The following is a 24,807-nucleotide window of genomic DNA, read 5'->3' as shown; positions in this document are numbered from 1 at the left end:
AGCGGCATCGACTGATCAGCCACACCCGGTCCTCCCGGACCGCCAACATTCTTAAGGATCGACTGATGGCACCGGCGAACCCACACCCCAACGCCCACCCGGACGCGACCGCGTTTCGTGATCCGATCGCGCTGGCCGCCGCGCTGGCCCGGATGGGCCCGGCCACCCGCGCCCGCACGCGGACGATCACACGGCATCACGCCATGCTGCTGCGGGTTCGCATCCAGCGGAACGCGAGCGGCAGGCCCGGGCCGAACGTGATCACCGGGCAGTACCGCGCCTCCTGGGACGTGCGGATGCGCACCGGCGGCGGCGAGGTGACCGCCGAGGTGTTCTCCGACGCCCCGCAGGCGCGACGGCTGGAGTACGGCTTCGTCGGCGTGGACAGCCTCGGGCGGCACTACCGGCAGCCGCCGTTCCCGCACGTCGAGCCCGCGTTCCGGCAGACCGAACCTGGGTTCATCCAGGCCTTGGCGGACGGGGTGCTGCCGTGACCGCTCGTCTTCCGGTGACCCGCGCGCTCGCCGCCCTCCTGGAGCACGTCACGGGCCGCCCGTGCGGTGTGGGCGAACTCCCGCGGGTTCAGGGAAAGTCCGGCTGGGAGCCCGCGCCTGTCCCGTACACCATCCTCGACTCGCTGCCCGCCGAGTTCGCAGGCCCGCCCCTGTGGGACTGGCACGCCGATGCCGCCTGGAGCTACCAGGTCACCTCGGTCGGGGAACGAGCCGATCAGGTCGAGTGGCTGGCCGACCGCGTACGAGCCGGCGTCATCGGCCGGACCGACGGAAGCTGGACCCACGACCTGCACGTTCCCGAAGCGCGCGTCATCGACCGGGAGTTGACCTACGACGCCGGAGGAGAACCCTCGGTGTCGGCGGCAGGCGCTATCGTGTCCTACGTGCAGCGGGTCACGATCACCGTGACCCCAGCATGAAGAATCGATTCTTCTGATCCTCACCGCGGAGGCCCGCGCGGACGCTAGGCCCCAGGCCAGGCGAACCCCCTTTGAACCTCAAGGGGCAGGGCCTCGGCACGGGACGCTGCCCCAGAAGTGGGAGCGGACCGGTGTCCACGAGCACGAAGAAGACCCAGACCCGATTTCTGCGGCGCGGCATCTCCAAGATCCTCTGGGTGAAGGACCTCAACGATCCGAAGTACCCCAGCCGCCGAGAGATCACCAACGCCTTCGCCCTGACCGACGCCGTCTCGGACATCGAAGGCTGGGCGCTGGAGAACGACCCCATCGAGACCCCCGACATGGGCTCGACCTTCAACTCCTCGATCCCGGGCAACGACAAGGCCGAGAACTCCAGCCTGACCTTCTACGAGGACCGCTTCTCCGACGCGATCGAGCAGCAGCTCCCCAAGGGCGCGAAGGGCTACGTCATCCTGCTCCGCAAGGGAGACCTGCCCGGCTCCCGCTCGGTGGACGTGTTCCCCGTGCAGGTCGCCACCCGTGCTGCGACCTACAGCACCGGCAACGAGGCCGCGAAGTTCAAGGTCGACTTCACCATCACCAACGAGCCGTGCCTCGACCGCCCCGTGCCGCAGGCCCATCCCCGTCCGCTGCCGGACGAGGACTGCGACGACGACCACGGGCACGGCCACCCCGACGGTGACCACGTCGACGTGACCGTGGTCAGCACCACGAAGACCAAGACCGAGGCGACGGTCCGCGAGCACGACGCCGACGAGGGCTGATCGTGTCGCGCCCCGCACAGGCCAAGCGCCCGTCCCCCTCCGCCACGTCGGCGGAGGGGGCGTGGTCGGCCAAGATGGAGCGCCTCCGCCGTAGGCGCAAGGCGCAGAACCGGCTCCGCATCTGCGATGACGCCCAACTGCACCAGCGGTACGAGGAGGCTGAGCAGGCCGCCCGCCGTGCCCGGTTCGTCGCCGAGGCCAACCCGGGTGACGAGCTGGCCGCGCGCCAGGCCACCGACGCGGATGCGGCGCGGGACCAGGCCCTCCAGGCCCTCGACGCCGCCTCGGAGTTCCTGACCTTCCGCGCGTTGCCGCGCCCGGTGCTGGAGGAGCTGATCAGCGAGCACCCGCCCACCGAGCAGCAGGCGGAGGAGGGGGCGATCTTCAACGCCGACACCTTCCCCGCCGCGCTGGTGGCGGCGGCCTCCGTGGACGGCATGAGCCGTGAGGAGGCCGAGGAGCTGCTGAACGGCTGGTCGGCGCCGGACGCCAACGCGCTGTGGGATGCCGCCTGGCAGATCCAGCAGGAGAGCCGGGTCGAGCTGGGAAAAGGCTGAGCCGTGACGCCGGCCTGCGCGCCGAACTGGAGCTGTGCGAGCGGTACGGCATCCCGCACTCGCAGTTCCTCGGCGGCGACGGCCGCTGGTCCGACCTCGACCGGGCCAAGGCGTTGGCCTGGGCGGAGTGGCAGAGGTCGGTGTGCCCGGAGTGCCACACCCGGCTGGAGGAGTGGGACCGCGAACGCGGCGGCGACCCCCACGCCTACGTCACCGACACCCTGCGCTGCCCCGGCTGCGAGCTGATCGAGCAGGAACGCGATCACGTCCCCCAGGACCGGTCCGGCTACGGCGTGAAGATCCAACTCCTCCCGCGCGAGCAGTACGAGCCGCGCCCTTGATCCACCCCCGCACCACGTAAGGAGGCCGCCGCGGTGGCCGGGTTCACCCTCACGGTCGCGATGCGCGCCGAGGTCCGCGACCTGATCGCGGGAACCCGTGCTGCCTCCGCCCAGATGCGGACCCTGGGCGACCGCACCGACGCCGCGAACCGGTCCCTGGCCCGGCTGGACGCCAACGGGGCGCGGCTCGCTGCGCAATTCGCCGCGCTGAATCGTTCCTCCCGGGCGGCCGTCGGCGAGCTGAACCGAATCGCCGCCCGTGCCTCGGCCGCCCGCGCCAGCCTTCGAGCAGCCGGGGACGACGGGGCCCGCTCCATGTCCCGCCTCCAGCGCGCCATGGCCGGCGCGGGCAGAGGAGGTATCTCCACGACCAACATGCTCGCGGGCGGAAGCCTGCTGCTCGGCGCGGGAGAGATGGTCGAGGAGGGCAACCGCTACCAGCGGCAGATGAACCTCTTCCGCGCGGTGACCAGCGCCACCGCCGCGCAGATGAAGCGCGCCGCCGTCGTCGCACAGGAACTCGGCAACGACCTGAGCCTGCCGGGCTCGACCGCTGCCGACGCGGCCGAGGGCATGGTCGAGTTGAGCAAGGCCGGTTTCCGCGCCGATCAGTCGATCGACGCCGTACGCGCCTCGCTCCAGCTCGCGGCGGCGGCTGACGTCAACGCCGCCACGTCGGCCAAGTATTTGGGCGACATCATGGATCAGTACGGCCTCGGTGCTGATCAGGCGGCCAAGGCGTCGGACACCCTGGCGGCCACGGCAAACTCGGCGTCCGGCTCGATCACCGACATCTACTACTCGATGCGGTACGCCGGGCCGGTCGCCAATGCCCTCGGTGTGTCCCTGGAGGACACCGCAGCCGCGGTCGGCATGCTCGGCAAGGCCGGCATCCTCGGGCAGACAGCGGGTACTAGCCTGCGAGGGATCTTTGCGAACCTCGCGGCGCCCACCCCGAAGATGCGCACCGCGCTCAAGGATCTGGGCATCGACGCCTGGGACGCCCAGGGGCAGTTCCGCGGGCTGCGCGTCGTGATCGACGGCCTGGCCAAGGCCGAACACGACCTGTCCCAGAAGGACTTCGCGGCAGGCGTCACCAGGGCGTTCGGGAAACCGGCGCTCAGTGGTGCGGTGGCGCTCGCGCACCAGGGCACCGAGTCCTTCGACGACCTGTCGATGGCCGTACGGCAGACCGGCGCTGCCGCGTCCATCACCGCCTCGCGCGGCCAGGGCCTGTCCGGCGCGATGGTGCAGCTGCGCACCCAGGCCCGGCAGACCGGCCTCGCGCTCTACGAGGGGATGGCCCCCGGGCTGGAGTGGGTTACCCGGCTGTTGACCCGCGGGATGTCCGGCGCGACCCCGTACCTGACCACCGCGCTCGAGTACGGCCGCAACCTCGCCGTCCTGTACGGGCCGGACCTAAAGGCCAAGACCCAAGAGGGGCTTGGCGGCCTCGTCGATGAGGCGAAACGTTTCGTCGGGCCACTAAAGGAGCTGGGCGAGGACGCTCTGGCCACCGGCTTGAACCTGCTGATCAACGCCGCCCAGACCCTGGGCCAGGTCCTGGACAACGCGGCCGACGCGGCAGAGCCCATCGTGTCCGCCGTGGCCGACCTCGGCGAGGAAGGCGGTGCAGCGGCCGGCACGCTCGACATCATCGCCACCGTCGCCAACGTGGCCATGGACGCGGTCTCGGGCCTGTCCCTGGTCCTCGTGCCGATCGGGCACATCGTGGGCGGTCTCGTCAGCGCCTTCGGCGCCCTGCCCGGCCCGATCCAGTCGGCCGCCCTGGCCATGCTGCTGTTCCGCCGTGTCCAGCCGTCCCTGACCAGCGTCGCAAACACGGTCACCGGTCCTGTCCGCAGCGGGTTCCAGGGCTTCGCCCAGCAGATGCGGGTCCAGCAGACGCTCGCGGCCTCCGCCGGAGTGTCGCTGTCCCGGTACGGCGCGGCTTGGGCCACGGTCCAGGCCCGGGTCGGCTTCCTCGGCAACATGACGGCGGCGTTCCGCAGCGCGAACGGCGCCGGGGTGACGTTCATGGGCACGCTGAACGGCATCGGCCGTGCGGCGGGCTCGGGGCTGCGCTCCGCTGTGAGCGGCGTCAGCAACGCGCTCGGCGGGCCATTCGGGATCGCCATGGCCGGTGTCTCCGTCGGCCTGGGCCTCCTCGCCGCTCGTCAGCAGAAGGCCGCGCAGGCCGCCGCCGAACATCAGCAGCGAATCTCCTCGCTGACGTCCGCGCTGCGTGAGTCCGGGGGACAGATCGACAGCAACGTCCGCCAGCAGGCGGCCCAGGCCCTGTTGGACACGAAGACCGAACAAGGCCAGCTCACCAAGGTTATGGAGCAGGCCGGCGTGCCGCTCGCGTCGCTCACGGACGCCTATCTGGGGCAGGGCAACTCGCTGGAGGCGCTGCAAAAGCAGCTGCAGGCGACCGCCGACAAGCACAAGGTGTGGAAGGACGTGGCGGGCGGCAAGGCAACCAAGCAGGTCTACTCGGACGTCGGCCAGCAGTACAAGGACGCCGCAGACGCCCTCGGCAGCGTCAAGGGCGAGATGGCCGAGTCGGTCAAGAACGCTAAGGAACTGGCGAAGGCGGCCCGGGGCGCTGGGGACGGCACCTCCGCCTACGACCGGCTCAAGGCCGCCGTCGGCGGGCTGGCGGACGAGACGGCCGACGCCGACACCCGCACCCGCTCCCTCAAGAGCGCCCTCGACCTGCTGTCGGGCGGCCAGATCTCTCTCCAGGCGGCGAAGGCGAAGGTCAACTCCGCCGTCCTCGACCTGAAGGAGGGGGGCAAGAACGTCAACCGCGAGCAGGGCTACGGCGGCAGGCAACTGGTCAACCAGGACAAGACCCTCAACACCACGACGAGGAACGGGCAGCAGCTCTACACCCAGCTCACCGCCCTGTCCGACGCGGCGGCCGATGCCTCGCTGGCGACGTACGACCTGGCCATCCGCAACGGTGAGTCGCTGCCCGCGGCGCTGGCGAAGGCCCGCGGGGAGATGAGCCGGGCGCGGGCCGAGGCGATCAAGGCGGCCCGTGGCTATGGGCTGACCAAGGCCCAGGCCGAGGGCGTCGCCGACAGCCTCGGCCTGCTGCCGTCGAAGGTCAGCCTGCTGCTCCAGACCAAGGGCATGGACAGCACGCTGGCGAACCTGATCGCGGTGCAGGCCGAGTTCCACAGGCTGCCGAAGCAGAAGACGATCAAGGTTGACTCGCTGAGCGACGGCGCGCAGAAGAAGCTGCGCAGCCTCGGCTTCACCGTCAAGACGGTGCCGGGCACGCGGCAGATCAAGATCACCGCGCCGACAGCGGGCGCTCGCAAGAACCTGGACGTGCTGATCGACAAGCTCGGGCAGACCCCGAGCTCGAAGAACGTGAAGGTGTCGGCGCCGACCGCCGCGGCGATCAAGAGCCTTGAGGCCGTGCAGGCGAAGATCCGGGCGACGCCCGGCGCGAAGAGCGTCCGGGTCAGCGCGCCGACCGCGGGCGCCCGCAAGGAGCTGGAGTCGCTCGGCTTCCGCATCGAGAAGATCCCCGGCTCCAAGGACGTGAAGGTCACGGTTCCCACCGGGGGCCCGACCAAGGCGGCCGACACGATCCAGGGCCGCATCAACGCGCTGCGCGGCAAAGAGGTGACCGTCACCACGCGCCACGTGACGATCTTCGACCAGCTTCGCGAGTCGAACGCCTCCATCGCCGACGCCATCCAGCAGCAGGCCGACGCCCAGGCCCGCGCTGCCAAGAAGCAGGCCGACGGCGGAGTCGTCGACTACTTCGCCGACGGCGGGATCACCGGTCCCCGCCGCCGCGAGCAGCACGTCGCGCAGATCGCCCCGGCCGGGAGCTGGCGCATATGGGGTGAGCCCGAGACCGGCGGGGAGGCGTACGTGCCCATGGCCGCCTCGAAGCGCGACCGCAGCAAGGCGATCGTGGAGACCGTGGTCGACCGGTTCGGTGGCCAGGTCGAGTGGTACGCCAATGGCGGCGTACGAGGCCGCAGCAGCCGCGACTACAACCCGATGCTCGCCAGCAGCTTCAAGCAGGCCCGCAGCGTCGCGGCCATGGCGGGCGTCGTGCGCTCCTTCGACATCCGCACCGGCAGCGACCGCGCCCGCACCCGTGTGGTGGACGCCCGCGCCGGCGGGCGGGTCCAGGTCGTCGTCGTGCGCGAGCAGCAGCCGCTGATCGGCTCGATGCCGGTCACCGTAACCGACAGCTCCGCCACCCCCGAGCAGATCGGCAACGAGATGATGCGCACCCTGCGCAACGCGCAGCGGGGCGGGAGAGTGTGATGACCACAGCACCGAACAAGCACAGCCGCCCCGAACTGGCCCCCTGGCAGTACGAGATCGGCGGTGTCGTCCTTGGCACCGGCAGCTACGTACCGGTCGGGAACGTCGAAGGGCTCGGGTCACCCGGCACCCGGCCGCAGGACGCCGACAACTCCAACAGCGACGGCACCTCACCGGGCCGAGACTTCTACGGTCCGCGCCCTCTGCGTTTCGAGGCGGGCATCAAGACGCCCGGCGACCCGGTGAAGGCCGCCGAGATCCTCGCCCGGCTGGAGCGGGCCCTGGACACCCCCGACGCCCGTACCAATCCCGACGGCCGTCACGTTCTGCGGGGCCGGTGGCCCGGGCATGCAACGCGCCGCATGTACGGGCGACTTCGGCGTATGGAGGCGACCAGCACAGCCAACGCGGTGCACGGGTGGATACCCCTCGACATCGAATTTGTCGGCCTGGACAACCCCCGCTGGTACGACGACGAGCTGTCGAAGCTGACGCTCGGCCTGGACCAGGCCGCCCGCCCCCGCAGCTCGGACCGCACCGTCGATGAGGCAATGGGCCGACCCGCCGCCTGCCGCCGCCCGGCCGACCCGCACCATCACCCGGCCGACGACCGCCCCGGCTGGGTCACCAACCACGGTGACGTGCCGACCTACGCGAGCCTGCGCGTGCACGGCCCAGTCACCGACCCACGCATCTGGAACACCGTCACCCGCCGCGTCCTCGAACTCGACCTGTCGCTGCGCGACGGCGAGTGGGTGGAGATGGAGACCCGGCCCGGCACCTGCTGGGCCCTGCGCAACGGCACCGTCAACGTGGCCAACGACCTCAGCCCCGCATCCCGTCTCGACCTGTTCACCCTGCCGCCCGGACGGTCCGAGATCGCGTGGAGCGCGAACGACCCGTCCGGCACCGCGCGCCTCGAGGTGGCGTGGCGGTCGGCGTACACCACCCTGTGAACGGAGAGCACTCGTGACGCTGCAACCCCCGATGATGGTGCGCGGGGCCGACCACTCCGCCCGCGCGATGCGCCTGATGATCCGCGACCTTGCCCGCGGCCGGCAGGGCGTCGCCGGGAGCGAGGACCTGAAGGTCCGGCCGCTGGAGACTCCCGGCCCCGGTGTTCGGGTTGGCGACGGCTCCACCCTGATCCACGGCGCCCGGCCGTGGCAAGGGGCCTACACACAGTCCAACATCGGCGACACCGTGGTCGACGTGCCGCCGACCGGGCCCGTTGCCCGCACCGACCTGCTCGTGCTGCGCATCGAGGACCCGGAATTCGAAGGCGACCGCGACCCGCGACGCCAGAACATCGGCTACTTCCACCTCATCCAGAACATCGGCTCCCAGGACACCACCGCGCTACGGGAGATGACGGCGATCCCGCTGGCCCGCATCACCATCCCCCGGAACACCGCGACGATCACCGCCGAGATGATCACCGACCTGCGGCGGCTGGCCAACCCGCGCACCGAGCGCACGCTGCGCACCGTGCACCCGACCACCACGGAGAAGGTGCCCGGCAAGCACGGCCAGTGGGCGGCCTGGCCCAAGGAAGCCGCGTGGGACCTCGACGTCCCGGCCTGGGCGACGACGGCCACCATCGTCGTCACCCTCTCTGGCCTGCGCGCCGAGGCGGGGTCCGTCTATGCAGAGCTGCGCACCCGGCTCGGGGAGCGCGCCGCTAAGGCGACCGTTGTGGACGACGACGGCACCACCACCCGCCGCTCCTCCGTGACCTTGGCCGACACGCTCGCCCTGCCGCCCGCCTACCGGGGCACCCGCCAGCACCTGGCCGTCGAGATCAACCAGAACGACAAGTACGGCGACGGCGACCTGACCGTGGCCAAGGGCACGACGGTCACGCTCGATGTCGCGTTCACGGAAGGGCCTGCGTGACGATGGCCGACTACCGCTACATCGTCGCGCGGGCCGCGACCGGCGACGTTCTGCACTGGAACCTGCCGCTGAGCGAGGTCGAATACGGCCCGGAGATATCCGGGCCCGGCTCAATGAAGGCGACCTTGCCGACCGCGTTCCGCCGCTCCCTTGGTGACGCCCTCGACGCCGGCGACACCGTGCTCCTCGTCGAGCGCAACGCCCGCCTCGACTGGGGCGGGCTGCTGTGGCGCGCCGAACCGGAAGGCAACACCCTGCCCGTCGAAGCCTCCGGGTTCACGAGCTACCTTCACCGCCGCTTCGATCTGCACGGCAACCTCGACGGACGCGGCCCGTACGTCGAAGCGGACCCGTGCGACGTGATCCGCGATGTGTGGGCCTACGCCCAGGCGCAGCCGGACGGCGACCTCGGCGTGGTCGTGGACGACACGAAGTCGAAGGCGAAGACCGGCACCGCGAAGGACCCGTACACCACCTCCAAGACCGACCCGCGCAACCTCGGCGAGATCGTGGACGAGATGGCCGAGATCGATGACGGCCTGGAGTGGTCGGAGACCGTGGCATGGCGCGGGCGCCGCGCCGAGCGCCGCATCATCCTCGGCGCGCCACGCCTTGGCCGACGCCGCGAGGACCTGACGTTCACCACCGGCGCCAACGTGGTCGGCACCCCGCACGTCATCAAGGACGCCGACTCCTACGCCCAGTGGGTCATCGGGCTCGGCGCAGGCGAAGGCAAGAAGCGCAAGGTCGTCGTGGACGGCGTGCGCAACGGCCGCCTGCGCCTGGAACACCGGCTGGAGACGAGCGAGAAGGACGAGGCGAAGCTGAAGCAGCGGGCCCGCCGCGAACGGCTGGCCCGCCAGGTCCTGCCCGCCCTGACCGAGCTGGAGATCATCGACCACCCGGCGGCCCCGATCCACGCGTTGCGCATCGGGGACGACGTTCGGATCCGCCTGTTCGAGCCGCACACCGAGTACGACGGCTGGTGCCGGATCGTCGGCTGGACGGTGCGGCCCGGCGAGGGCGAGACGGCCGAGCGCGTGACGTTGAAGCTGGAGCGCACCAACAAGCCCGAGGACGAGACGGGCGAAGGAGAGGAGCAGTAGGTGCCGGACACGATCGCCGACCTCGGCCGCCGACTGGCCAAGCTGGAGAAGCGGGTCGTCACCCTGGAGCGCGCCCGCCGCGCGCCGTACCCGGAGTGGCGCGACCTTCCGCTGACCGGCGACACCACCGTCCCCGACGAGGAGCAGCCGCCGCAGTTCCGCGCCAACCCCTGGGACACGACCGAATTCTGCGGCCGTATCGGACTGGCGAGCGGCCGGGCCGCCGACGAGCAACTGGTCGCGCTGCTGCCCGAGGGGTACTGGCCGGAAGCACCACGCACGGTCGATGTCCCCTCCGACGCGGCACGCCGCAGCCTCCAGCTCGACATCGACCCGAAGGGCCTGGTGCGGCTGCGCGTCCAGGGCGGCGGCAGCGTCCGCGCGTCCTGGATCAGCCTCGACAGCACATCGTTCCGGACCGACCGCGCCGATACCTGACCGGCTGCGCGCCCCGGCTACCGGCCGGTGTGCCGCCGGTAGCATGACGCCTGGGTGACCCTCCACCCGCTTCGCACTCCCGAGGGACCGGACCGCCGCGGCGGCCACGGCCGACTGCCATCCGGCGCAGGGGAGAAGGACGAAGCGCGTGGCTACACCGCTGAGCGCGGACAGGTTCCTGTCCGTGCTGAAGGGCGCCGGGCTCGGCGTGGTCGAGCACGGCACATGGCGCACCCACAACCGGAACACCCACGGCAACTGGGGCCCCGCGAACGGGGTCATGATCCACCACACCGGGCCGTACAGCTCCGAGAAGGACATGGTGGAGCTGTGCCGCGTCGGCTACCAGGATCTCCCAGGCCCCCTGTGCCATGGCGTCATCGACCGGTCCGGGACGATCCACCTGGTCGGCTACGGCCGGACCAACCACGCCGGCATGGGGGACACCGACGTCCTGCTCGCGGTCATCGCGGAGAAGACGGACCTCCCGCGCGACAACGAAGCGGATACCGACGGCAACCGGCACTTCTACGGCTTCGAGTGCATCAACACCGGGAGTCAGCCGTGGCCGGCGGCCCAGCTCGACGCGATGGCGCGGGCGGCGGCGGCCATCTGCCGTGCGCACAGCTGGAACGAGCACTCCGTCATCGGCCACAAGGAGTGGCAGCCGGGGAAGCCGGACCCGGGCGGCATCGACATGGACGACTTCCGCGCCCGGGTCGCCCGGCATCTCAGGGACGCCGGTAAGCCGAAGCCCGACCCGAAGCCGAAGCCCAAGCCGGACCCGAAGCCGAAGCCCAAGCCGGACCCGAAGCCGACACCGAAGTACGCGGCGTACCCGGGCAAGCACTTCTTCCGCGAGGGCCGCTCCTCCCCGGTGATCGCCGCGATGGCGAAGCGGCTGATCGCCGAGGGCTGTGACTCCTACGACACGCCGCCCGGCCCGGTGTGGAACGACGCGCACCGCCGCTCGTATGCGGCCTACCAGATCAAGCGCGGCCACCACGGCGCCGACGCTGACGGCATTCCCGGCCCGCAGACCTGGGCGGACCTGCGCGTCCCGCACCAGGCCGGTGCCGCTGACCCGACCCCCACCACCTCGAACCAGGAGCACGACCCGATGCCGCAGGCCCTTGCCGATGTTGCCGAGCGCACCGTTGCCACCTACCTCCAGTCGCTGCTGGGCCTGATGGCAGCCTCCAGCACGACGGACATGGTGTCCCTGTCGGCGTGGCAGGCCGCCGCGGTCTCCGCGATACCGGCCGCGCTCAGCGCGTTGAAGTCCACCCTCGGCACCGTCCTGGGCAGGCCCGGAACGGCCTCGTGGCTGCCGATGAAGCGCGACCCGGCCACGCCCCAGCACTGACCACCGGGCAGCGAGAGGAAGGAGGAGATCGTGCCCGAAGGACAGGTCGCGCTCGCCCTGGCGGAGCTGCGCCAGGCGCTGGAGGTCGGATTCGCGCGCATCGACGGACAGTTGGCGCTGCTCGTCCAGCGCAGCGACCAAACGGACAAGGCCCTGGAGGACCTGGAGGAAAGGGTGAGTACCCTGGAGAAGACTAGGTGGCCGCTGCCGACCGTCGCCGTACTGGCCAGCATCACCGCCGTGGTGCTCACCGCCTTCAGCCTGGCCCGCGGCTGAGACGAACACCCCTGCCGCCAAGCGGTGTTGTCCGACAGCGCGCATAGCGTGAGGGCGCACTTATTCCTGCGGCCTGGGGGTCATGATGGACACGACACACCTGCTCGTCACCGACCTGGAGGTGGACACCGCGCTCGCGAACCCGGCGGTCCCGGCCGCCGTTCGCGCGGTGTGGCAACTGCTCTGGGAGTCGGAGGTTCGGCTGGATGAGGTTCTGGCGTTCGACGTTCCGGACGCGGAGCTGGATGACCGCCTGGTCATCATCCGGCACGCGAAGGAAGGCGGCGTCTACGAGGCCGGGATCACCGTGTCGGCGGCCAACGCGCTGCGCGAGCTGATCGGGGCCCGCACGGACGGACCGCTGTTCACCCTGGGAGGGCGGCGGCTGACCAAGGGCGAGGTGGCGACCGCCTTCCGCGAGGTGACCGGCGGGCGCACCATTCACGCCCTGCGGTTCACGCGCCAGAGGAAGGAGCAGGGCTCGACTCGGCTCAGCTCCACCGCCGACCAGCCCGAGGGCAAGACCGCGTAGAGCACGCGGCAACGCACACGGCCCCCGCCGAAGCGGGGGCCGTTTGGCCTCTTGGAGAAAGACCGCCGCCACCATAGCAGTGACCGCCGCGCCCGCCGGCGAACGCGTAGGGCTACGCTGCCCTCTGCATCCAGGGCAGACACCGGAGGACGGGGATGAGTCGGGGCAAGCCATATCTGGTCGGGCACCAGGAGTTCGCCGCGCTGTACCGCGTCGATCCGAAGCAGGTCGCGCAGTGGCTGTCCCCGAGCCGCGGCAGCGTGCTGGATCCGGAGACCGCCATCATCGTCAGTGGGGTGCGGTACTGGCCGCTCGGCTTCGCAGCCGGGTGGGGAGCGACCACCGCGCGGTTTCGCCAGGTCGACCTGGACGTGAAGGCACGGATCATCGCGGAGCAGGGCGAGGGCTGGGAGCCGGACCTGGGGGACGAGCTGCCGCCGATCGTCGGTCAGCAGGAGATCATCGAGCTGTTCCACCTGCCCGCGCAGGGCAACTTGGCGACGACCATCGCGACAGGCCGGTTCCCGGAGCCCGACTGGCTGCTGTCTGGGTCGATGCTCTGGATGCTGGACACTGTCCTCGACGCCGTCCCCAAGCTCCGCGAGAGCGCGCGGAGCCTGCCCTGGGACGTGGACGAAGAGGTCGTCGCCGCTCTGCGCGACGGCACCTACGACGGGCCCGGCAGCCGCGTACTGACCCGAGGCCGTCACGCCCGAAAGGACCTCTGACCTGCGCAAACACTGTACTTAGCCCCGAATTGCGAATAAGATATAAGTAATCCCCGTTACGGGGGTCCGCAGTTCACCAAGGAGGCAGCAGTGCAGTTCACCGCCACACCGGACGGCGGCGAGATCGCGGTCATGGATGCCCGTGAGGCTCTGGTCCTCGAAGGGGCCCTCTCGCTCTACGTCCTCAAACACCCCGACTCCAACGTTGCCATCGACGCCCTGCGGGCCGCGTCGACAGCCAACGAGGCTCGTGAGGCGCGCATGGAGGAGGCGGCCGAGCGGGCGTCCGCCTGACCTGCGGCTGAGTGTGTGAAGTCGCGCCTGTAGCCGGTGGGGTTGATCATCTGGCCGCCGACCCGCAAGATAGGTGACATTCTTGAAAGACGTCACCAGGGGGTGGGTATGGCAGCCGTCCAGGACGAGATACCGGGCCTGGTCATCCACACCGTGAGGCAGCCGGACGGCCAGCCGGCGTCGATCCAGGCCCAGTTCGAGACCTTCCACGAGCTCAACCCCTGGGTGCTGCGCGCGTTGGAGGCCCTGACTGCCGACTACCTGAAGCGCGGCGCGAGCCGTGTCGGCATCGGGATGCTCTTCGAGGTCCTGCGCTGGCGCTACGTCACGGCGACCGAGGGCGACGAGTTCCGCCTCAACAACAACTTCCGCAGCCGGTACGTCCGGCTTCTGATCGAGCGCCACCCCGAATGGGCGGGCGCCTTCGAGGTCCGCAGCCTGCGGACCGAGTGAACTAACCCTCTTGGAGAGATACGACCAATGAACCAACCCACCGAGCAGCAGGACGGCGACACGGCGTCGGCCGTCCCGGTGCCGACCGGCCCCGAGAAGCTGCCCGAACGCAGCGTCTCCCAGAGCGCCGTCGTGCTGCGCGCCGACCAAGTGGAGTTCGACGCGCGTCAGGTGGCCGCCCTGTCGCTGATCAGCCCCGGGCTCGCCCAGGCGCCGCGTGCCCAACTGGCCTTGTTCTTCCACTTCTGCGTGCGGTCCGGCCTCGACCCGTTCGCGCGGCAGATCTACATGATCGGCCGTACCAACTGGAAGGCCGCCGACAACCCCGACGAGCCGGAGAAGACCTGGACCATCCAGACCGGTATCGACGGCTTCCGCACGGTCGCCCACCGCGCGGCTATCAAGGCCGGGGAGTCCATCTCGTACGAGGACACCGTCTACTACGACTCCGAGGGCAACGCCCACGAGGTCTGGCTGTCGAAGGCGTACCCCGCCGCGGTCAAGGTCACCGTCCTGCGCGGCAACGCCAGGTTCCCGTTCATCGCCCGCTGGGACGAGTTCGCCCCGACGTACTACGACCGTAAGCAGGGCGCGTACGTCGTGGCGAAGATGTGGCAGCAGATGCCCGCCCACATGCTCCGCAAGTGCGCCGAGGCCGGCGCGCTGCGCATGGCCGCACCGCAGGACCTGTCCGGCGTGTACGTGGACGAGGAGATGGCGCGTGCCGACGCCGAAGCCGTCGTCCGCGAGGCGGAAGAGGCGACCCGGCGCCTGCGCGAGGCCGCCGGGCTCGAAGCGGGCGACGACAAGGGCGGTAACGACAAGGGCGGCGACGCGAAGGAGGAGTCCGCCGAGGACTCCCAGGCCGGGGACCAGGACGAGAGCACGGACAAGCCCGCGCCGAGGAAGCGGGCACGCGCGAAGAAGGCCGCCGCAGAGGCCAAGCCGGACACCGCCGCAGAGTCCGACGAGGCCCCGGCCCGGGCGAAGCGCACCCCGCGTAAGGGGACCTCCGCGCCCCGCCGCGCCTCCTGACCCCTGCCGACACCGGGTGCCGCCCGCTGTCGGCGGGCGGCACCCCATCCTCTTGGAGAACACCGTGACCACCATGGCCATCGCGCCGGAGCGGCCCGTCAGCCTGTGGCCCGCCGCTCACGCGGCGGACGCACGCCGCCCCCGCTCCCAGCAGACCAAGCTCGGTGCCAGCGACACCGTGTGCGCACGCCGGGCCGGGTACATCCTGCACGGCCGTACCCCGACTGACGTCGGTGAGAAGCGCAAGGCGATCCTCGGGACCTGGCTGCACGCCGGGATACTCGAGGCCGCCCGTGAGGAGTACGGCTGGCTCGTCGAGCGCCGCGTCGAGGACCAGACCCTCCGGGGGCACATCGACGCCGTCCAGCTCGACAGCGCCACCGCCGCACGGCTCCCGAAGCGGTTGCGCCCCACGCTCCCGGCCGAGGAGACGACGGTCGAGGACGTGAAGACCAAGAGCACGTACCAGTGGGACAGCGTCCTGCGGTACGGCGCGAGCGAGGCCGAGCTGCGGCAGGTGTACCTGTACGCCGACCTGCTCGGCACGGAAGGTTTCGCCAGCGTCCGGGGCCAGCGGCAGCTTGCCCACCTCGGGCCGGTGCCGGTCGCTCGCATCCGCTTTAGGTTCATCAACCGCGACTCGGGCGACGACCACGTTCAGGAGATCGCCTACGAGGCCGACCGCGCCCGCCGTGCCCGCTGGTGGGTTCAGCAGGTGCGGGCCGCTGCCTGCCCGGAGGAGCTGCCGCGCACCTTCCAGGGGCCTGGTATCTCCGCGATCTGCGACCACTGCCCGTTCCGTACCGCGTGCTGGGGGCCGCTCGTCGCCGGGCGCTCTCCGCAGAGCCAGCTCATCCACGACGACGAGGAACGCGCGAAGGCGCTGGCCGAGTACGCCGAGGTCTCCGAGCAGATCAAGCCGCTCAAGGACCGGCAGAAGTTCCTGCGCGCCCAGCTCGAAGGCTCCGAACCCGGCGTCTACGGCGACAACGTCCTGAAGTGGAGCGGCGGTAACCCGACCAAGGTCGATGACGTCGAGGCGATGGTCGCGCTGTACCGCCGCGCAGGGCTGGAAGTGCCGATGGCGCCGGACGCCGCAGCCATGAAGGCGACGCTGAAGGAGGTGGGCATCCCCGTGCCCACCCGCCTCGACCACGACCGGCGAACCGCGGTGAGCATCAACGTCACCGCCAGCAAGAAGCCCTGATCGCGCCACCGGGCGGGGGCGGGGCCGACGTGCTCCGCCCCTGCCCCAGCGCGGCGGGAACCAGACGGAACACGGAGAGGTGCCGGTGAGCATCCAACTGATGGTGGTGGCCGCCTATCTGCCGAAGGAGGTGATCAACCAGACGCAGAAAGCGGTGCTCATGAAGATCGCTGACTCGGCCGACGACCAGACGCGGCTGGCTCGGCCGGGTCTGGAACGGATGATGGCCTGGGCCGGCGTGGGGGAGAAGCAGGTCATCACGGTGGTGACTCAGCTCGTCGGGCTCGGCCTGGTCGAGCGGGTCACGGTCGGCCGGGTTGGCCTGCGAGCCGAGTACCGGGTGTTCCCGCACGGTGTGCCGCCCATCCCATCCACGGAGGAGCTGATCGAGCGGCGCCGTGCGGCGCAGCGTGCCCCGAAGAACCCCCGGCTGGCCCGGAAGTCCCCGCGACGGAAGCCGTCGGCGGCAGCCCGTACACAGCAGGACGTCGCCGCGAGGGAAGAGGCGAGGGCCGCTGCTGAGGCCACTCCGGAGGCAGGGTTGCCCCAGGGGAACCCTGATCCGGCTCCGGGCAGGGTTGCCGCGGGGAAACCCAGTGGGTTGCCGCAGGGAAACCGGGCGGGTTCCCCTGGGGAAACCCCTTCTCTTCCACCTTCTTCCTCTTCTCTTCCTAACCCCCCTACCCCCACGGCTGACACCGCGGGGGAGCCGGGGGCGCGGCAGGGGGCGGGCTGCCCGAGGCACGCCGAGCCGGTGGCGAGCTGCCGGGGCTGCGGCACAAACCCGCGTGCCGGGCGTGAGGAGGCGCGGCGCGACGCTGCCGACCGTGAGCACCGCAGTCAGCAGGAGTGGCTACGCGAGTTCTTCGCCGAGCGGGAGCGCCGTATGGCCGAGACGGACCCACAGGCTGTGGAGATGGCCCGTCAGCGGGTGTACGACCTGGCCCGCATGGGACGCGAGCAGGCCGCCAACGCCCGGCGACAGCAAAGGCGTTAGCAAGATCAGCAACATTGACGCCCCGGTGTACGCCATTAAGATATAAGCAAGAGTTCGGAACTGGCCGAACTCGCCAACTCTTGGAGAACACCTTGACCGACGCACTCACCCCGGCCTCCGACGCCTACGTCGTGGTCGCCGAAGTGATCCACGGCTCACCGGTCGCCCCGCGCCTCGGCGGCCACCTGTACTGCTCGGCCGAGTGCGCCGAACACGGCGTCCGCGAACTCGTCAGCGACCTGAGCGAGGAAGAAGGCGGCAGCGGCTTCGTCCTGCCCCACGAGGGGCGCGCGATCGGCTGCGTCGTCACTCGCGGCGGCCGGATGTGGTCGGTGCAGATCCTCGCCCGCAGTGAACTGCCCACCGTCTGACACCCGCGTCGCCTGAGATAGGTGACATTTTTCTACGGCAGGCGTGCTTTTCATTTGCCCGCCGTGCACACCCTCTTGGAGACCAGCACATGACCACCACCATCGCGGCTCTGCCCGATCACAACCGCACCAGCGACCCGCTGTGGCAACGGCTGTTCCACGGCTACAGCCACGTCATCACCCCCCTGCGCTACGCGGGCTGGGTCACCGACATCGAGACCTCCGGGGGCGGCGAGTTCTACGTCCGCGCCGACCTGCGGGACGGCACAGAACTGATCATCGCCTCCGAGCACAGCCTGCCCGCCGACCCCGGCGAGGTGAACGGCTGGACCGCCGTCCGCCAGGAGGCGGAGAACACGGGCAGGCACACCGTCCTGTACGACTCCACCCACAACGGCCCCCAGCGCCACCACGGCAACAGCCTCATCCCGCTGATGGCCCGCATCGACGGCCTCGACGTTCCTAGCCGCGCGCCCCGGCTGATCGTGTCGGCCACGCACACCGCGCCGTACGGCGCGAACCACAACTCGACCGCCGGGATCGAGGGCCCGGCGAGCGCCACCGCCCGGTTCTCGGAGTGGTCGCAGCGGCTCACCGACCACGAGGGCTACCGCCGCGTCTGGCAGCGGCCCGAACGGGACGGCTACCCGCTGGCGCTGTTCGAGAGCGCCGGACACATCACCACCGTCCGCGTCACCCGCAGCAATGACTGACCGGCCGCGCCGCGCACCGCGCCCCACCGGGGGCGCGGACCGGTGATCTGGCTGCTGATCGCGTGCGCCCTCGGCCTGCTGGGGTTCACCGCCCTCGGCGTCGAGGACAGCCGACACCACCGCGCGTTACGCGCCTCCGACCAGTCCTGACCACGGCCGCCCGGCCCGCGAACCGGGCCGGGCGGCCCCGCCTCTTGGAGACCATCACCGTGCCCCGATCCATCCACCTGCTCTGCGGAGCGGGCGGAGACGCCACCGGCCTGCTGGAAGCCGGTTTCGACCCCATCCTCGGCATCAACCACTGGCAGACCGCCGTCGACACCTTCGGCCTCAACCACCCGAACGCGGCGGCGCGCTGCGCCGACATCCAGAACTACCCCATGCGCTGGCTCCCGAAGGCCCTCGTGATGTGGGCCTCGGTCATCTGCACCGAGGTCAGCCCCGCCGGCGGGAAGAAGCGCCCCGACCCCGCGCAGGACGCCCTGTTCGAAGAAGAGGAGCAGTGGCGCGAACTGCCTCCCGAGGCGTTCGAGATGACCCGCGTGACCGCGTGGTGCGTGCTGCGCGCGGCTGAGGCGAAACGGTTCCCCTGCGTCGTCGTGGAGAACGTCGTCGAGTTCATCACCGACTGGCTGCTGTTCCCCGAGTGGATCCGCGCCATGAAAAAGCTCGGCTACCGCGTCCAGATCGTCTCCGTGTCCTCCGCGCACATCGGGTCGGAAACCAACCCGTACGCCCCGCAGTGGCGCGACCGCGTGTACCTGGTCTTCACCCTCGCTGGGATTCGGCGCCCGGATCTCGCGCCGCGGCCGCTGGCGTACTGCTTCGAGTGCGGGCGGGACGTCAAGGCGCGCCAGAGCTGGCGCGATGCGCGGGTGAAGGTCGGCAAGTACCAGCAGCAGTACGACTACCGGTGCCCGAACAGCCGCTGCGGTCACGCGCTGGTGGAGCCGTACGTGCGCCCCGCCTCCGACGTGATCATGTGGGACGACATCGGCCAGCGCATCGGGGACCGCACCCGCCCACTGGTGCCCAACACGATGCGCCGCATCGAAGCCGGGCTGGCGAAGTTCCCGTACGACCCGTCCGTCGTCACCCTCACCCACGGCAAGGACGGCACAGACCGGGCCTTCGCCCCGCACACCCGGCCGCTGCCCACCCGCACGGCCAAGCTCGGCGAAGCCCTGCTCGTACCGGTCGGCGGCTCGTGGAACGACACCGCCTCCTCGGCCGCCGAGCCGATGCGCACCCGCACCACCCGCGAGAGCGAAGCCCTCGTCACGGTGGACCCGTTCATCGTGGAGTTCCGCAACAACTGCGACGCCGCGCCGATCGACGCCCCACTGAGCACCATCGCCACGGCCCGCCACCACGGCCTGGTCGTACCCGACGGAAACGTCCGCACCCGCGCCCGCAACACGCTGGTGATCCCGTACCGCAAGGCCGCGCCGAAGACCGCGGGCGATCCCCTGCGCACCCTCTCGACCCGCGACTCCGCGGCGATCGTGCGCAGCGCGCCCGCCATCGAGGACTGCTACTTCCGGATGCTCCAGCCCCGGGAGCAGCTGTCGGCCCAGCGGTTCCCCGAGACGTATCAGGTCGTCGGCACCAAGGCCGCCCAGACCCAGCAGGCCGGCAACGCGGTGAGCGTCAACGTCGCCCGCTGGCTGGGCGAACGCCTCAAGCCCGTCCTTGCCTGACCCCACCCCCGAAGAAGAAGGGATACCCCTGCCATGACACCGGCAGCACACGACCAGGTGGCCATCCTCGCCCAGCAGCGCGAGGAACTGGAGGCCGAGCGCCTGCGCATCGACAAGGCGTACAGCCTCGCGGTGCTCGATCACATCAGCGCGAAGATCCGAGCCGCCTGCCCGGAGGCGGTCTACGTGACCTTCGCCTACTACAACTCCCGCACCCTCGACCTGCACGGCGTGCTGGGCGCGCAGCCCAGTCCGCTGGGGACGTGCCCCCAACCGTGGGACAACCGCGGCGGGGACGAGGACGAGCACCCGCTCGACTACATCGCGGACCAGATCGAGTCCGACGTACAGACCGCGCTCGCCCCCTACTCCTCCCCGGCGTGGGCATCGGTTCACCGCAACTCGGCCGCCGACGGCAACTCCTGGCTGCTGGAGCTGCCCCCGGCCGACCGGGCTGCCCGCGTGGCCGAGCTGGTACACGAGCACCATCCGGAGGCGACCGCGCTCATCGTCGACGGCCGGGCCGCCGGGCGGGTCATCGAGATCCTCGAAGGCGTCGCCGACGACGGCACCCCCGTGCGCACGCCCCGCCCGCGCTGGTCGTCCACCTGCGACACCGCCCTCACCCGGCTCCTCGGCCAGCTGCTCGCGCTTCCGGTCCTGGCCGACCGGCACCTGATGCCCCTGCCCGGCGACTACGTCCACCCGTACGGCGTCAGCACCAGCGATCAGGTGCGCCTGATGCCGTTGCCGCCGACCGCCTAGGACACGGGAGGAGGAGCAGATGAGCGGCAACGGGTGGGTCGCCCGGGCCCCCTGCGCCGGGGACTTCCGCTTCACGTCCGAGGAGACGGCGGCCGAAGCCCCGACAAAGCCGCTGGTCCTCGCCCTCCTCGCCGCCTGCCACGGGTGCCCGTTCCGAGCGCAGTGCATCGACCTGGTCATGCCGAGCGCGAGCCTGTTCGACGGCGTATGCGGCGGGCGGCTCTGGAGGAACGGGCAGGTCCTTGCGACCTGCGAGGACGCACGGCCCGCCGAGCTGCGTGAGCGCGGGCGGCGCCCGATCACCCATGGCACCGAAGCCGGGGCCCGTGCCCACAACCGCCGCGGGGAGCGCGCTTGCTCCCTGTGCCGGGAAGCCGGACGGCTCGCCCAGCAGGCCCGCCGGGCCCGCAAGCGCGCCTCTGGCACCTGATCACCACCCCTACAACTCCTGCGGAGAAAGAGCATGTTCACCATCAAGGCCCGCGATCTGGCGGCCATCCTCGACCGAGTTGCCCCGCACCGCTTCCGGGCGGACGACGACACAGGCGACCTCGACCCCCTGATCCTCGACTGCACCCCCGGTCACCTCCACGCCGTCGCATGCAGCGACCGGACGCTCGCCGTCGCCCGCACTGCCGTCACAGGCGACGTGTGGACGGCCCCCGTCGACTACGACGACGCCGCCGCGCTGCGCGGCTGGCTGGAATCCTCCGAGACCGTCACCGTCGAGCACGTCACCAGCGGCGGCCACCAGCAGCTCCGCTTCACCGAAGGCCCCGCGCAGATCACGGTCCCCGCCGCCTCCCACGTCGGCCGCCTGCCCTGGCGCGCACTGCTGCGCCTCGTGCTCGATGCCCGCGACCACCCCCTGGCCGTCGGCCGCCCCGTGCAGCTCAACGCCGACGACCTCGCACTGTGGGGGAACGCCGGCGAGGACGGCGAGGCGATCGAGTTCCGCTCCCTGGGGCCCGTGGGGACGCTGGTGACCGCCGGGCCCGACTTCCTCGGCCTCCAGACCCCGCACACCTGGGACGGCCCGACACCGGGCGAAGGGTGGTCCTCCTCCCTGCGCACCCGACGATTCCTCTTCGCCGGGACCTTCCTCGAGGTCGGGGCACGGTACGCGGACTGCACGCGAACGGTGTGGGTCGTGTCTGCCCGGCCCGGCCGCGGCGAGGAGCCGACGTTGGTCTGCGCCGACTACGCGGCCGTCACGCTGCCCATCTCCCAGGTGCTCGCGGTCGGGAAGTTCCTCATCAGGCTTCCCGACTGACCAAAGGTAGATGACATTCATGAACTATGTAGCGCACTCCCGTGCTGCGTTGTGCGACCGCGACGCGGACCCCGGCTTCGGGCTCAGGCCCCTGCCCGCCGCGTGGCGCGCCCGCCCCTCAACTCCTGCGGCACAGCCAGAGATCCGAAAGGAATGCCCAGTGAACAAGGCCCAGCTCATCAAGGTCGTGGCCGACGCGACCGGCGACCGCGCTCAGGCGACCCTCGCCGTGGAGACCACGCTCGACGCGATCGTCCGCGCCGTCGTGGCCGGTGACGTCTTCTCCGTCACCGGCTTCGGCAGCCTCACCCCCGAGGAGCGCCCGGCCCGCGCCGCGCGCAACCCGCAGACGGGGGAGCCCATGCACGTCGGCGCGAGCCGCGTCGTGAAGTTCCGCGCGGGCGCCCGGTTCAAGGACCTCGTCGCAGGCCGCCGCGCGATGCCGGAGTCCGGCAACTGCATCCAGAAGGACCCGAAGACCCCCAAGGCCGCCCGCCCGTAACCCCCCGCACATCAGGGCCGCCCGGCGCGAGCCGGGCGGCCCCACCGAAGGAGCTACCGATGAACGACCGTTCCGTGGGAGTCGAGATCGACGCCACCGCGAACTGGCTGGAGGAGCGGGGCATACGTGGCGCGGCAAGCCTGCTGCGCCGTGTCGCCCGCCAGCGGGACGAAGCCGTGCAGCAGCTCGGCCTGCGTCCCGGCATACCCGCCTGCCAGACGGGCGGCGCCGAGCGCACCGCCCCGCGTGACCTGGACGCCGCCGCCGAAGCAGCGATGCTGCGCACCGACGTCGCCCGCCTCCAGGCCCATGCCGAGCGTGCCGGCTGGGTGCGCGACGTGGACGCGAAGCGCCTGTGGCGCTGGCGCGACGGGTGGTGGGAGCTGGGCCACCGCCGCCGAAACCCGAAAGACGGCTACCACGACACCGGCTGGTACCTGTGGGGCCCGGTCGGCAGCTACGACGGTGAGTGGCTCGACCGCCACAAGGACCCTGCCATGGCCGAGGCCGAGCGGCTGATCACCAAGCACCGCGAGGCGACCCGCAGGGACGGCCGATGAGCAGCCAGATTGAACTGGTCAGCGCCCGCACCGTCCACGGCCCGGACCCCGTACCCGACCTCGTCTCCGCCGATCGCATCGTGATCAGCAACAGCGGCGGCAAGGACAGCATCGTGGCCATGGACGAGGCCGTACGCCTGGGCGACGAGGCCGGGGTCCGCGACCGCATGGTGGTCCTGCATATCGACCTTGGCCGCACTCCGCGCGGCCACAGCGTGGAGTGGCCGGGCACCGTGGATCTGGCACGGCGCCAGGCCGCCCACTACGGACTTCCTTTCGAGGTCCGCCGTATGGCGAAGTGGCCGTCCCTGTTCCACCGCATCCGGGCGCGCGGCCAGTTCCCGCACCTCATGACCCGGTTCTGCACCTCGGAGAAGAGGGGCGTGGCACGCCGGTTCATGACCGAGCAGGTGAACACCCTCGGCGTCTCCGGCCGCCCAGCGCGCATCGTGCACGTCATGGGGTTCCGGGCGGAGGAGTCCCGCGCCCGCGCCCGGCGGCCCGCCGTCGAAGTCGATCACCGGGCCAGCAACGGGCGCCGCACGGTGACCCAGTGGTACCCGGTGCTGCGCTGGAGCACCGCCGAGGTGTGGCAGCGCATCCGGGACCGCGGTCTGCCCTACCACTGGGCGTACGACGCCGGCATGTCCCGGCTCTCGTGCAGCCTGTGCGTCCTCGCCTCTGCTCCGGACCTGACGTGTGCGGCCGGGCTCCGGCCCGAGCTGGCGCGCGAGTACGCCGACCTGGAGGAGGAGTTGGGCGTCCCGTTCCGGCGGGAGCTGTCGATGGCCGAGGTCATCCGGCGGGCGGGAGGTGCCGCGTGACCGCCGAGCTCCAGAGCGCCCCGGTGACCCTGCCCAGCGTGCAGGAGAAGGGGGAGTGGCAGCCGCGCGTCGTCGGCCTTGACCTGGCGCTGACCTCGACCGGCGTTGCCGGTGCGGACTGGGCGTACGCCTACCGGCCCGGACGGCGCCGCAGCCACGAGCGGCTGGACTGGCTGCTGGCGGCCATCGCGTTGAGCGTGAAGGACGGCGCGGACCTGGTGGTGGTCGAGGGCGCCGCGTACGCCCAGGGCGGTCAGGCCGGGCATCACGAGTTGGCGGGGCTGTGGTGGCTGGTCACCCAGTATCTGTGGCGCAACCGCATCCCGTACGCCGTCGTGACCCCGCACGGACGCACGATCTACGCGACCGGCCGGGCGAACCCCGCCCAGGAGTGGCCGCGCAAGGACCGGGCCCGGGTCGCCAAAGGGATGGTGCGCTCGGTGGCGGTCGAGCGGTACGGCGTCGAGTGTGAGGGGCCCGGCCGCTATGACCAGGCCGACGCCACGATCCTCGCGGCGATGGGGCTCGACTGGCTCGGCTACCCGACGGTGCCGGTGCCCGATACCCACCGGCGGGCGCTGGAGGCCGTTCGCTGGCCCGACCTCATTCCCGCAGCCGCGAATTAGGGAATTGAATTGAGGAAAATCAATTCTCATTCGGTTGGGCATACCTTGCTTCTGGGGTATTTGCCATTAAGATATAAGTAACGAATTCGGGAAATACCCGAAGCGGAAGGGGAATTGGAAATGGAAACCCACAACCACGGCGGATGCGGCTGCGAGTGCAACAGCGGCGGCTTCTGCGGCGGCTGTGGTTACGCCGGATGCGGTGGCCGCCGCCGCTGAGCACCACCAACCCCCAGGACACACC

28 protein-coding genes and 1 pseudogene are annotated in these 24,807 nt (G+C 70.9%); all 29 read left to right on the top strand.

Annotated elements, in window-relative coordinates; translation table 11 throughout:
- The first annotated feature begins 65 nt into the window (after nucleotides 1–65).
- The 29 genes and pseudogenes from BKD26_RS09480 to BKD26_RS09340 all read left to right on the top strand — a co-directional run bounded on the left by BKD26_RS09480 (nucleotide 66) and on the right by BKD26_RS09340 (nucleotide 24,563).
- Complete coding sequence (locus BKD26_RS09480; RefSeq protein ID WP_084897369.1) at nucleotides 66–494, top strand: HK97 gp10 family phage protein; 429 nt, start codon at nucleotides 66–68, stop codon at nucleotides 492–494.
- Nucleotides 491–934, top strand: a complete 444-nt coding sequence (locus BKD26_RS09475) for a hypothetical protein (RefSeq protein ID WP_143662633.1) — start codon at nucleotides 491–493, stop codon at nucleotides 932–934. The genes BKD26_RS09480 and BKD26_RS09475 overlap by 4 nt, the downstream gene beginning before the upstream one ends.
- 131 nt (nucleotides 935–1,065) lie before the next feature.
- Nucleotides 1,066–1,701 carry a hypothetical protein gene (locus BKD26_RS09470; RefSeq protein WP_084897367.1) on the top strand — a complete coding sequence of 212 codons (636 nt, stop codon included), beginning with the start codon at nucleotides 1,066–1,068 and terminating at the stop codon, nucleotides 1,699–1,701.
- A gap of 2 nt (nucleotides 1,702–1,703) precedes the next feature.
- Entirely contained in the window at nucleotides 1,704–2,258 is a 555-nt protein-coding gene (locus BKD26_RS09465) for a hypothetical protein (RefSeq protein ID WP_084897366.1), read from the top strand.
- Nucleotides 2,201–2,599 (top strand): hypothetical protein, encoded by a 399-nt coding sequence (locus BKD26_RS09460; protein ID WP_084897365.1) that lies wholly within the window; start codon nucleotides 2,201–2,203, stop codon nucleotides 2,597–2,599. Before BKD26_RS09465 ends, BKD26_RS09460 begins: the two co-directional genes overlap by 58 nt.
- 33 nt (nucleotides 2,600–2,632) lie before the next feature.
- Complete coding sequence (locus BKD26_RS09455) at nucleotides 2,633–6,901, top strand: phage tail tape measure protein (RefSeq protein ID WP_084897364.1); 4,269 nt, start codon at nucleotides 2,633–2,635, stop codon at nucleotides 6,899–6,901.
- Nucleotides 6,901–7,857: a phage tail domain-containing protein gene (locus tag BKD26_RS09450; RefSeq protein WP_084897363.1), complete on the top strand. Its 957-nt coding sequence runs from the start codon at nucleotides 6,901–6,903 to the stop codon at nucleotides 7,855–7,857. The genes BKD26_RS09455 and BKD26_RS09450 overlap by 1 nt, the downstream gene beginning before the upstream one ends.
- A gap of 13 nt (nucleotides 7,858–7,870) precedes the next feature.
- Entirely contained in the window at nucleotides 7,871–8,797 is a 927-nt protein-coding gene (locus tag BKD26_RS09445) for a hypothetical protein (protein ID WP_084897362.1), read from the top strand.
- Complete coding sequence (locus BKD26_RS09440) at nucleotides 8,794–9,903, top strand: hypothetical protein (RefSeq protein WP_143662632.1); 1,110 nt, start codon at nucleotides 8,794–8,796, stop codon at nucleotides 9,901–9,903. The genes BKD26_RS09445 and BKD26_RS09440 overlap by 4 nt, the downstream gene beginning before the upstream one ends.
- A complete protein-coding gene (locus tag BKD26_RS09435) occupies nucleotides 9,904–10,341 on the top strand; it encodes a hypothetical protein (protein WP_084897360.1) in 438 nt (145 codons plus the stop codon).
- Between the two features lie 148 nt (nucleotides 10,342–10,489).
- A pseudogene (locus tag BKD26_RS09430) lies at nucleotides 10,490–11,407 on the top strand (peptidoglycan-binding protein); the annotation flags it as partial.
- A gap of 330 nt (nucleotides 11,408–11,737) precedes the next feature.
- Complete coding sequence (locus BKD26_RS09425) at nucleotides 11,738–11,983, top strand: hypothetical protein (protein WP_084897358.1); 246 nt, start codon at nucleotides 11,738–11,740, stop codon at nucleotides 11,981–11,983.
- Between the two features lie 82 nt (nucleotides 11,984–12,065).
- Nucleotides 12,066–12,515, top strand: coding sequence for a tyrosine-type recombinase/integrase (locus tag BKD26_RS09420; protein WP_084897357.1), 450 nt, complete (start codon nucleotides 12,066–12,068; stop codon nucleotides 12,513–12,515).
- 155 nt (nucleotides 12,516–12,670) lie between these two features.
- Entirely contained in the window at nucleotides 12,671–13,243 is a 573-nt protein-coding gene (locus tag BKD26_RS09415) for a hypothetical protein (protein ID WP_084897356.1), read from the top strand.
- Between the two features lie 90 nt (nucleotides 13,244–13,333).
- The gene (locus BKD26_RS09410) at nucleotides 13,334–13,537 is read left to right on the top strand and encodes a hypothetical protein (RefSeq protein WP_084897355.1); all 204 of its coding nucleotides are present in this window, start codon (nucleotides 13,334–13,336) and stop codon (nucleotides 13,535–13,537) included.
- 108 nt (nucleotides 13,538–13,645) lie between these two features.
- On the top strand, nucleotides 13,646–13,990 hold the full coding sequence (locus BKD26_RS09405) for a hypothetical protein (RefSeq protein ID WP_107417801.1): 345 nt from the start codon (nucleotides 13,646–13,648) through the stop codon (nucleotides 13,988–13,990).
- A 27-nt stretch (nucleotides 13,991–14,017) separates the two neighbouring features.
- Nucleotides 14,018–15,025: a phage recombination protein Bet gene (gene bet, locus BKD26_RS09400; protein ID WP_084897354.1), complete on the top strand. Its 1,008-nt coding sequence runs from the start codon at nucleotides 14,018–14,020 to the stop codon at nucleotides 15,023–15,025.
- Nucleotides 15,026–15,098: 73 nt separating this feature from the next.
- On the top strand, nucleotides 15,099–16,232 hold the full coding sequence (locus BKD26_RS09395) for a PD-(D/E)XK nuclease family protein (RefSeq protein WP_084897407.1): 1,134 nt from the start codon (nucleotides 15,099–15,101) through the stop codon (nucleotides 16,230–16,232).
- A 100-nt stretch (nucleotides 16,233–16,332) separates the two neighbouring features.
- Nucleotides 16,333–17,229, top strand: a complete 897-nt coding sequence (locus BKD26_RS09390) for a helix-turn-helix domain-containing protein (protein ID WP_143662631.1) — start codon at nucleotides 16,333–16,335, stop codon at nucleotides 17,227–17,229.
- Nucleotides 17,230–17,321: 92 nt separating this feature from the next.
- Nucleotides 17,322–17,600 (top strand): hypothetical protein, encoded by a 279-nt coding sequence (locus BKD26_RS09385; protein WP_084897352.1) that lies wholly within the window; start codon nucleotides 17,322–17,324, stop codon nucleotides 17,598–17,600.
- Between the two features lie 89 nt (nucleotides 17,601–17,689).
- A complete protein-coding gene (locus BKD26_RS09380) occupies nucleotides 17,690–18,313 on the top strand; it encodes a hypothetical protein (RefSeq protein ID WP_084897351.1) in 624 nt (207 codons plus the stop codon).
- Nucleotides 18,314–18,522: 209 nt separating this feature from the next.
- The gene (locus tag BKD26_RS09375; protein WP_084897406.1) at nucleotides 18,523–20,013 is read left to right on the top strand and encodes a DNA cytosine methyltransferase; all 1,491 of its coding nucleotides are present in this window, start codon (nucleotides 18,523–18,525) and stop codon (nucleotides 20,011–20,013) included.
- A 33-nt stretch (nucleotides 20,014–20,046) separates the two neighbouring features.
- Complete coding sequence (locus BKD26_RS09370; protein ID WP_084897350.1) at nucleotides 20,047–20,778, top strand: hypothetical protein; 732 nt, start codon at nucleotides 20,047–20,049, stop codon at nucleotides 20,776–20,778.
- 19 nt (nucleotides 20,779–20,797) lie between these two features.
- A complete protein-coding gene (locus tag BKD26_RS09365) occupies nucleotides 20,798–21,208 on the top strand; it encodes a hypothetical protein (RefSeq protein ID WP_084897349.1) in 411 nt (136 codons plus the stop codon).
- A gap of 33 nt (nucleotides 21,209–21,241) precedes the next feature.
- Nucleotides 21,242–22,051, top strand: coding sequence for a hypothetical protein (locus BKD26_RS09360; RefSeq protein WP_084897348.1), 810 nt, complete (start codon nucleotides 21,242–21,244; stop codon nucleotides 22,049–22,051).
- Between the two features lie 160 nt (nucleotides 22,052–22,211).
- Entirely contained in the window at nucleotides 22,212–22,553 is a 342-nt protein-coding gene (locus tag BKD26_RS09355) for an HU family DNA-binding protein (protein WP_179166480.1), read from the top strand.
- Between the two features lie 59 nt (nucleotides 22,554–22,612).
- Nucleotides 22,613–23,113 (top strand): hypothetical protein, encoded by a 501-nt coding sequence (locus BKD26_RS09350; RefSeq protein WP_084897346.1) that lies wholly within the window; start codon nucleotides 22,613–22,615, stop codon nucleotides 23,111–23,113.
- Nucleotides 23,110–23,937, top strand: a complete 828-nt coding sequence (locus tag BKD26_RS09345; protein WP_084897345.1) for a phosphoadenosine phosphosulfate reductase family protein — start codon at nucleotides 23,110–23,112, stop codon at nucleotides 23,935–23,937. The genes BKD26_RS09350 and BKD26_RS09345 overlap by 4 nt, the downstream gene beginning before the upstream one ends.
- Nucleotides 23,934–24,563 carry a hypothetical protein gene (locus BKD26_RS09340; RefSeq protein ID WP_084897344.1) on the top strand — a complete coding sequence of 210 codons (630 nt, stop codon included), beginning with the start codon at nucleotides 23,934–23,936 and terminating at the stop codon, nucleotides 24,561–24,563. Before BKD26_RS09345 ends, BKD26_RS09340 begins: the two co-directional genes overlap by 4 nt.
- Nucleotides 24,564–24,807 lie beyond the last annotated feature (244 nt).

It is taken from the genome of Streptomyces sp. CB03238, from assembly GCF_002099185.1.
In the GTDB taxonomy this organism is placed as follows: Bacteria; Actinomycetota; Actinomycetes; order Streptomycetales; family Streptomycetaceae; genus Streptomyces.
The sequence above is the reverse complement of the archived record's forward strand: the minus strand, read 5'-3'. Positions and strand labels throughout refer to the sequence as shown.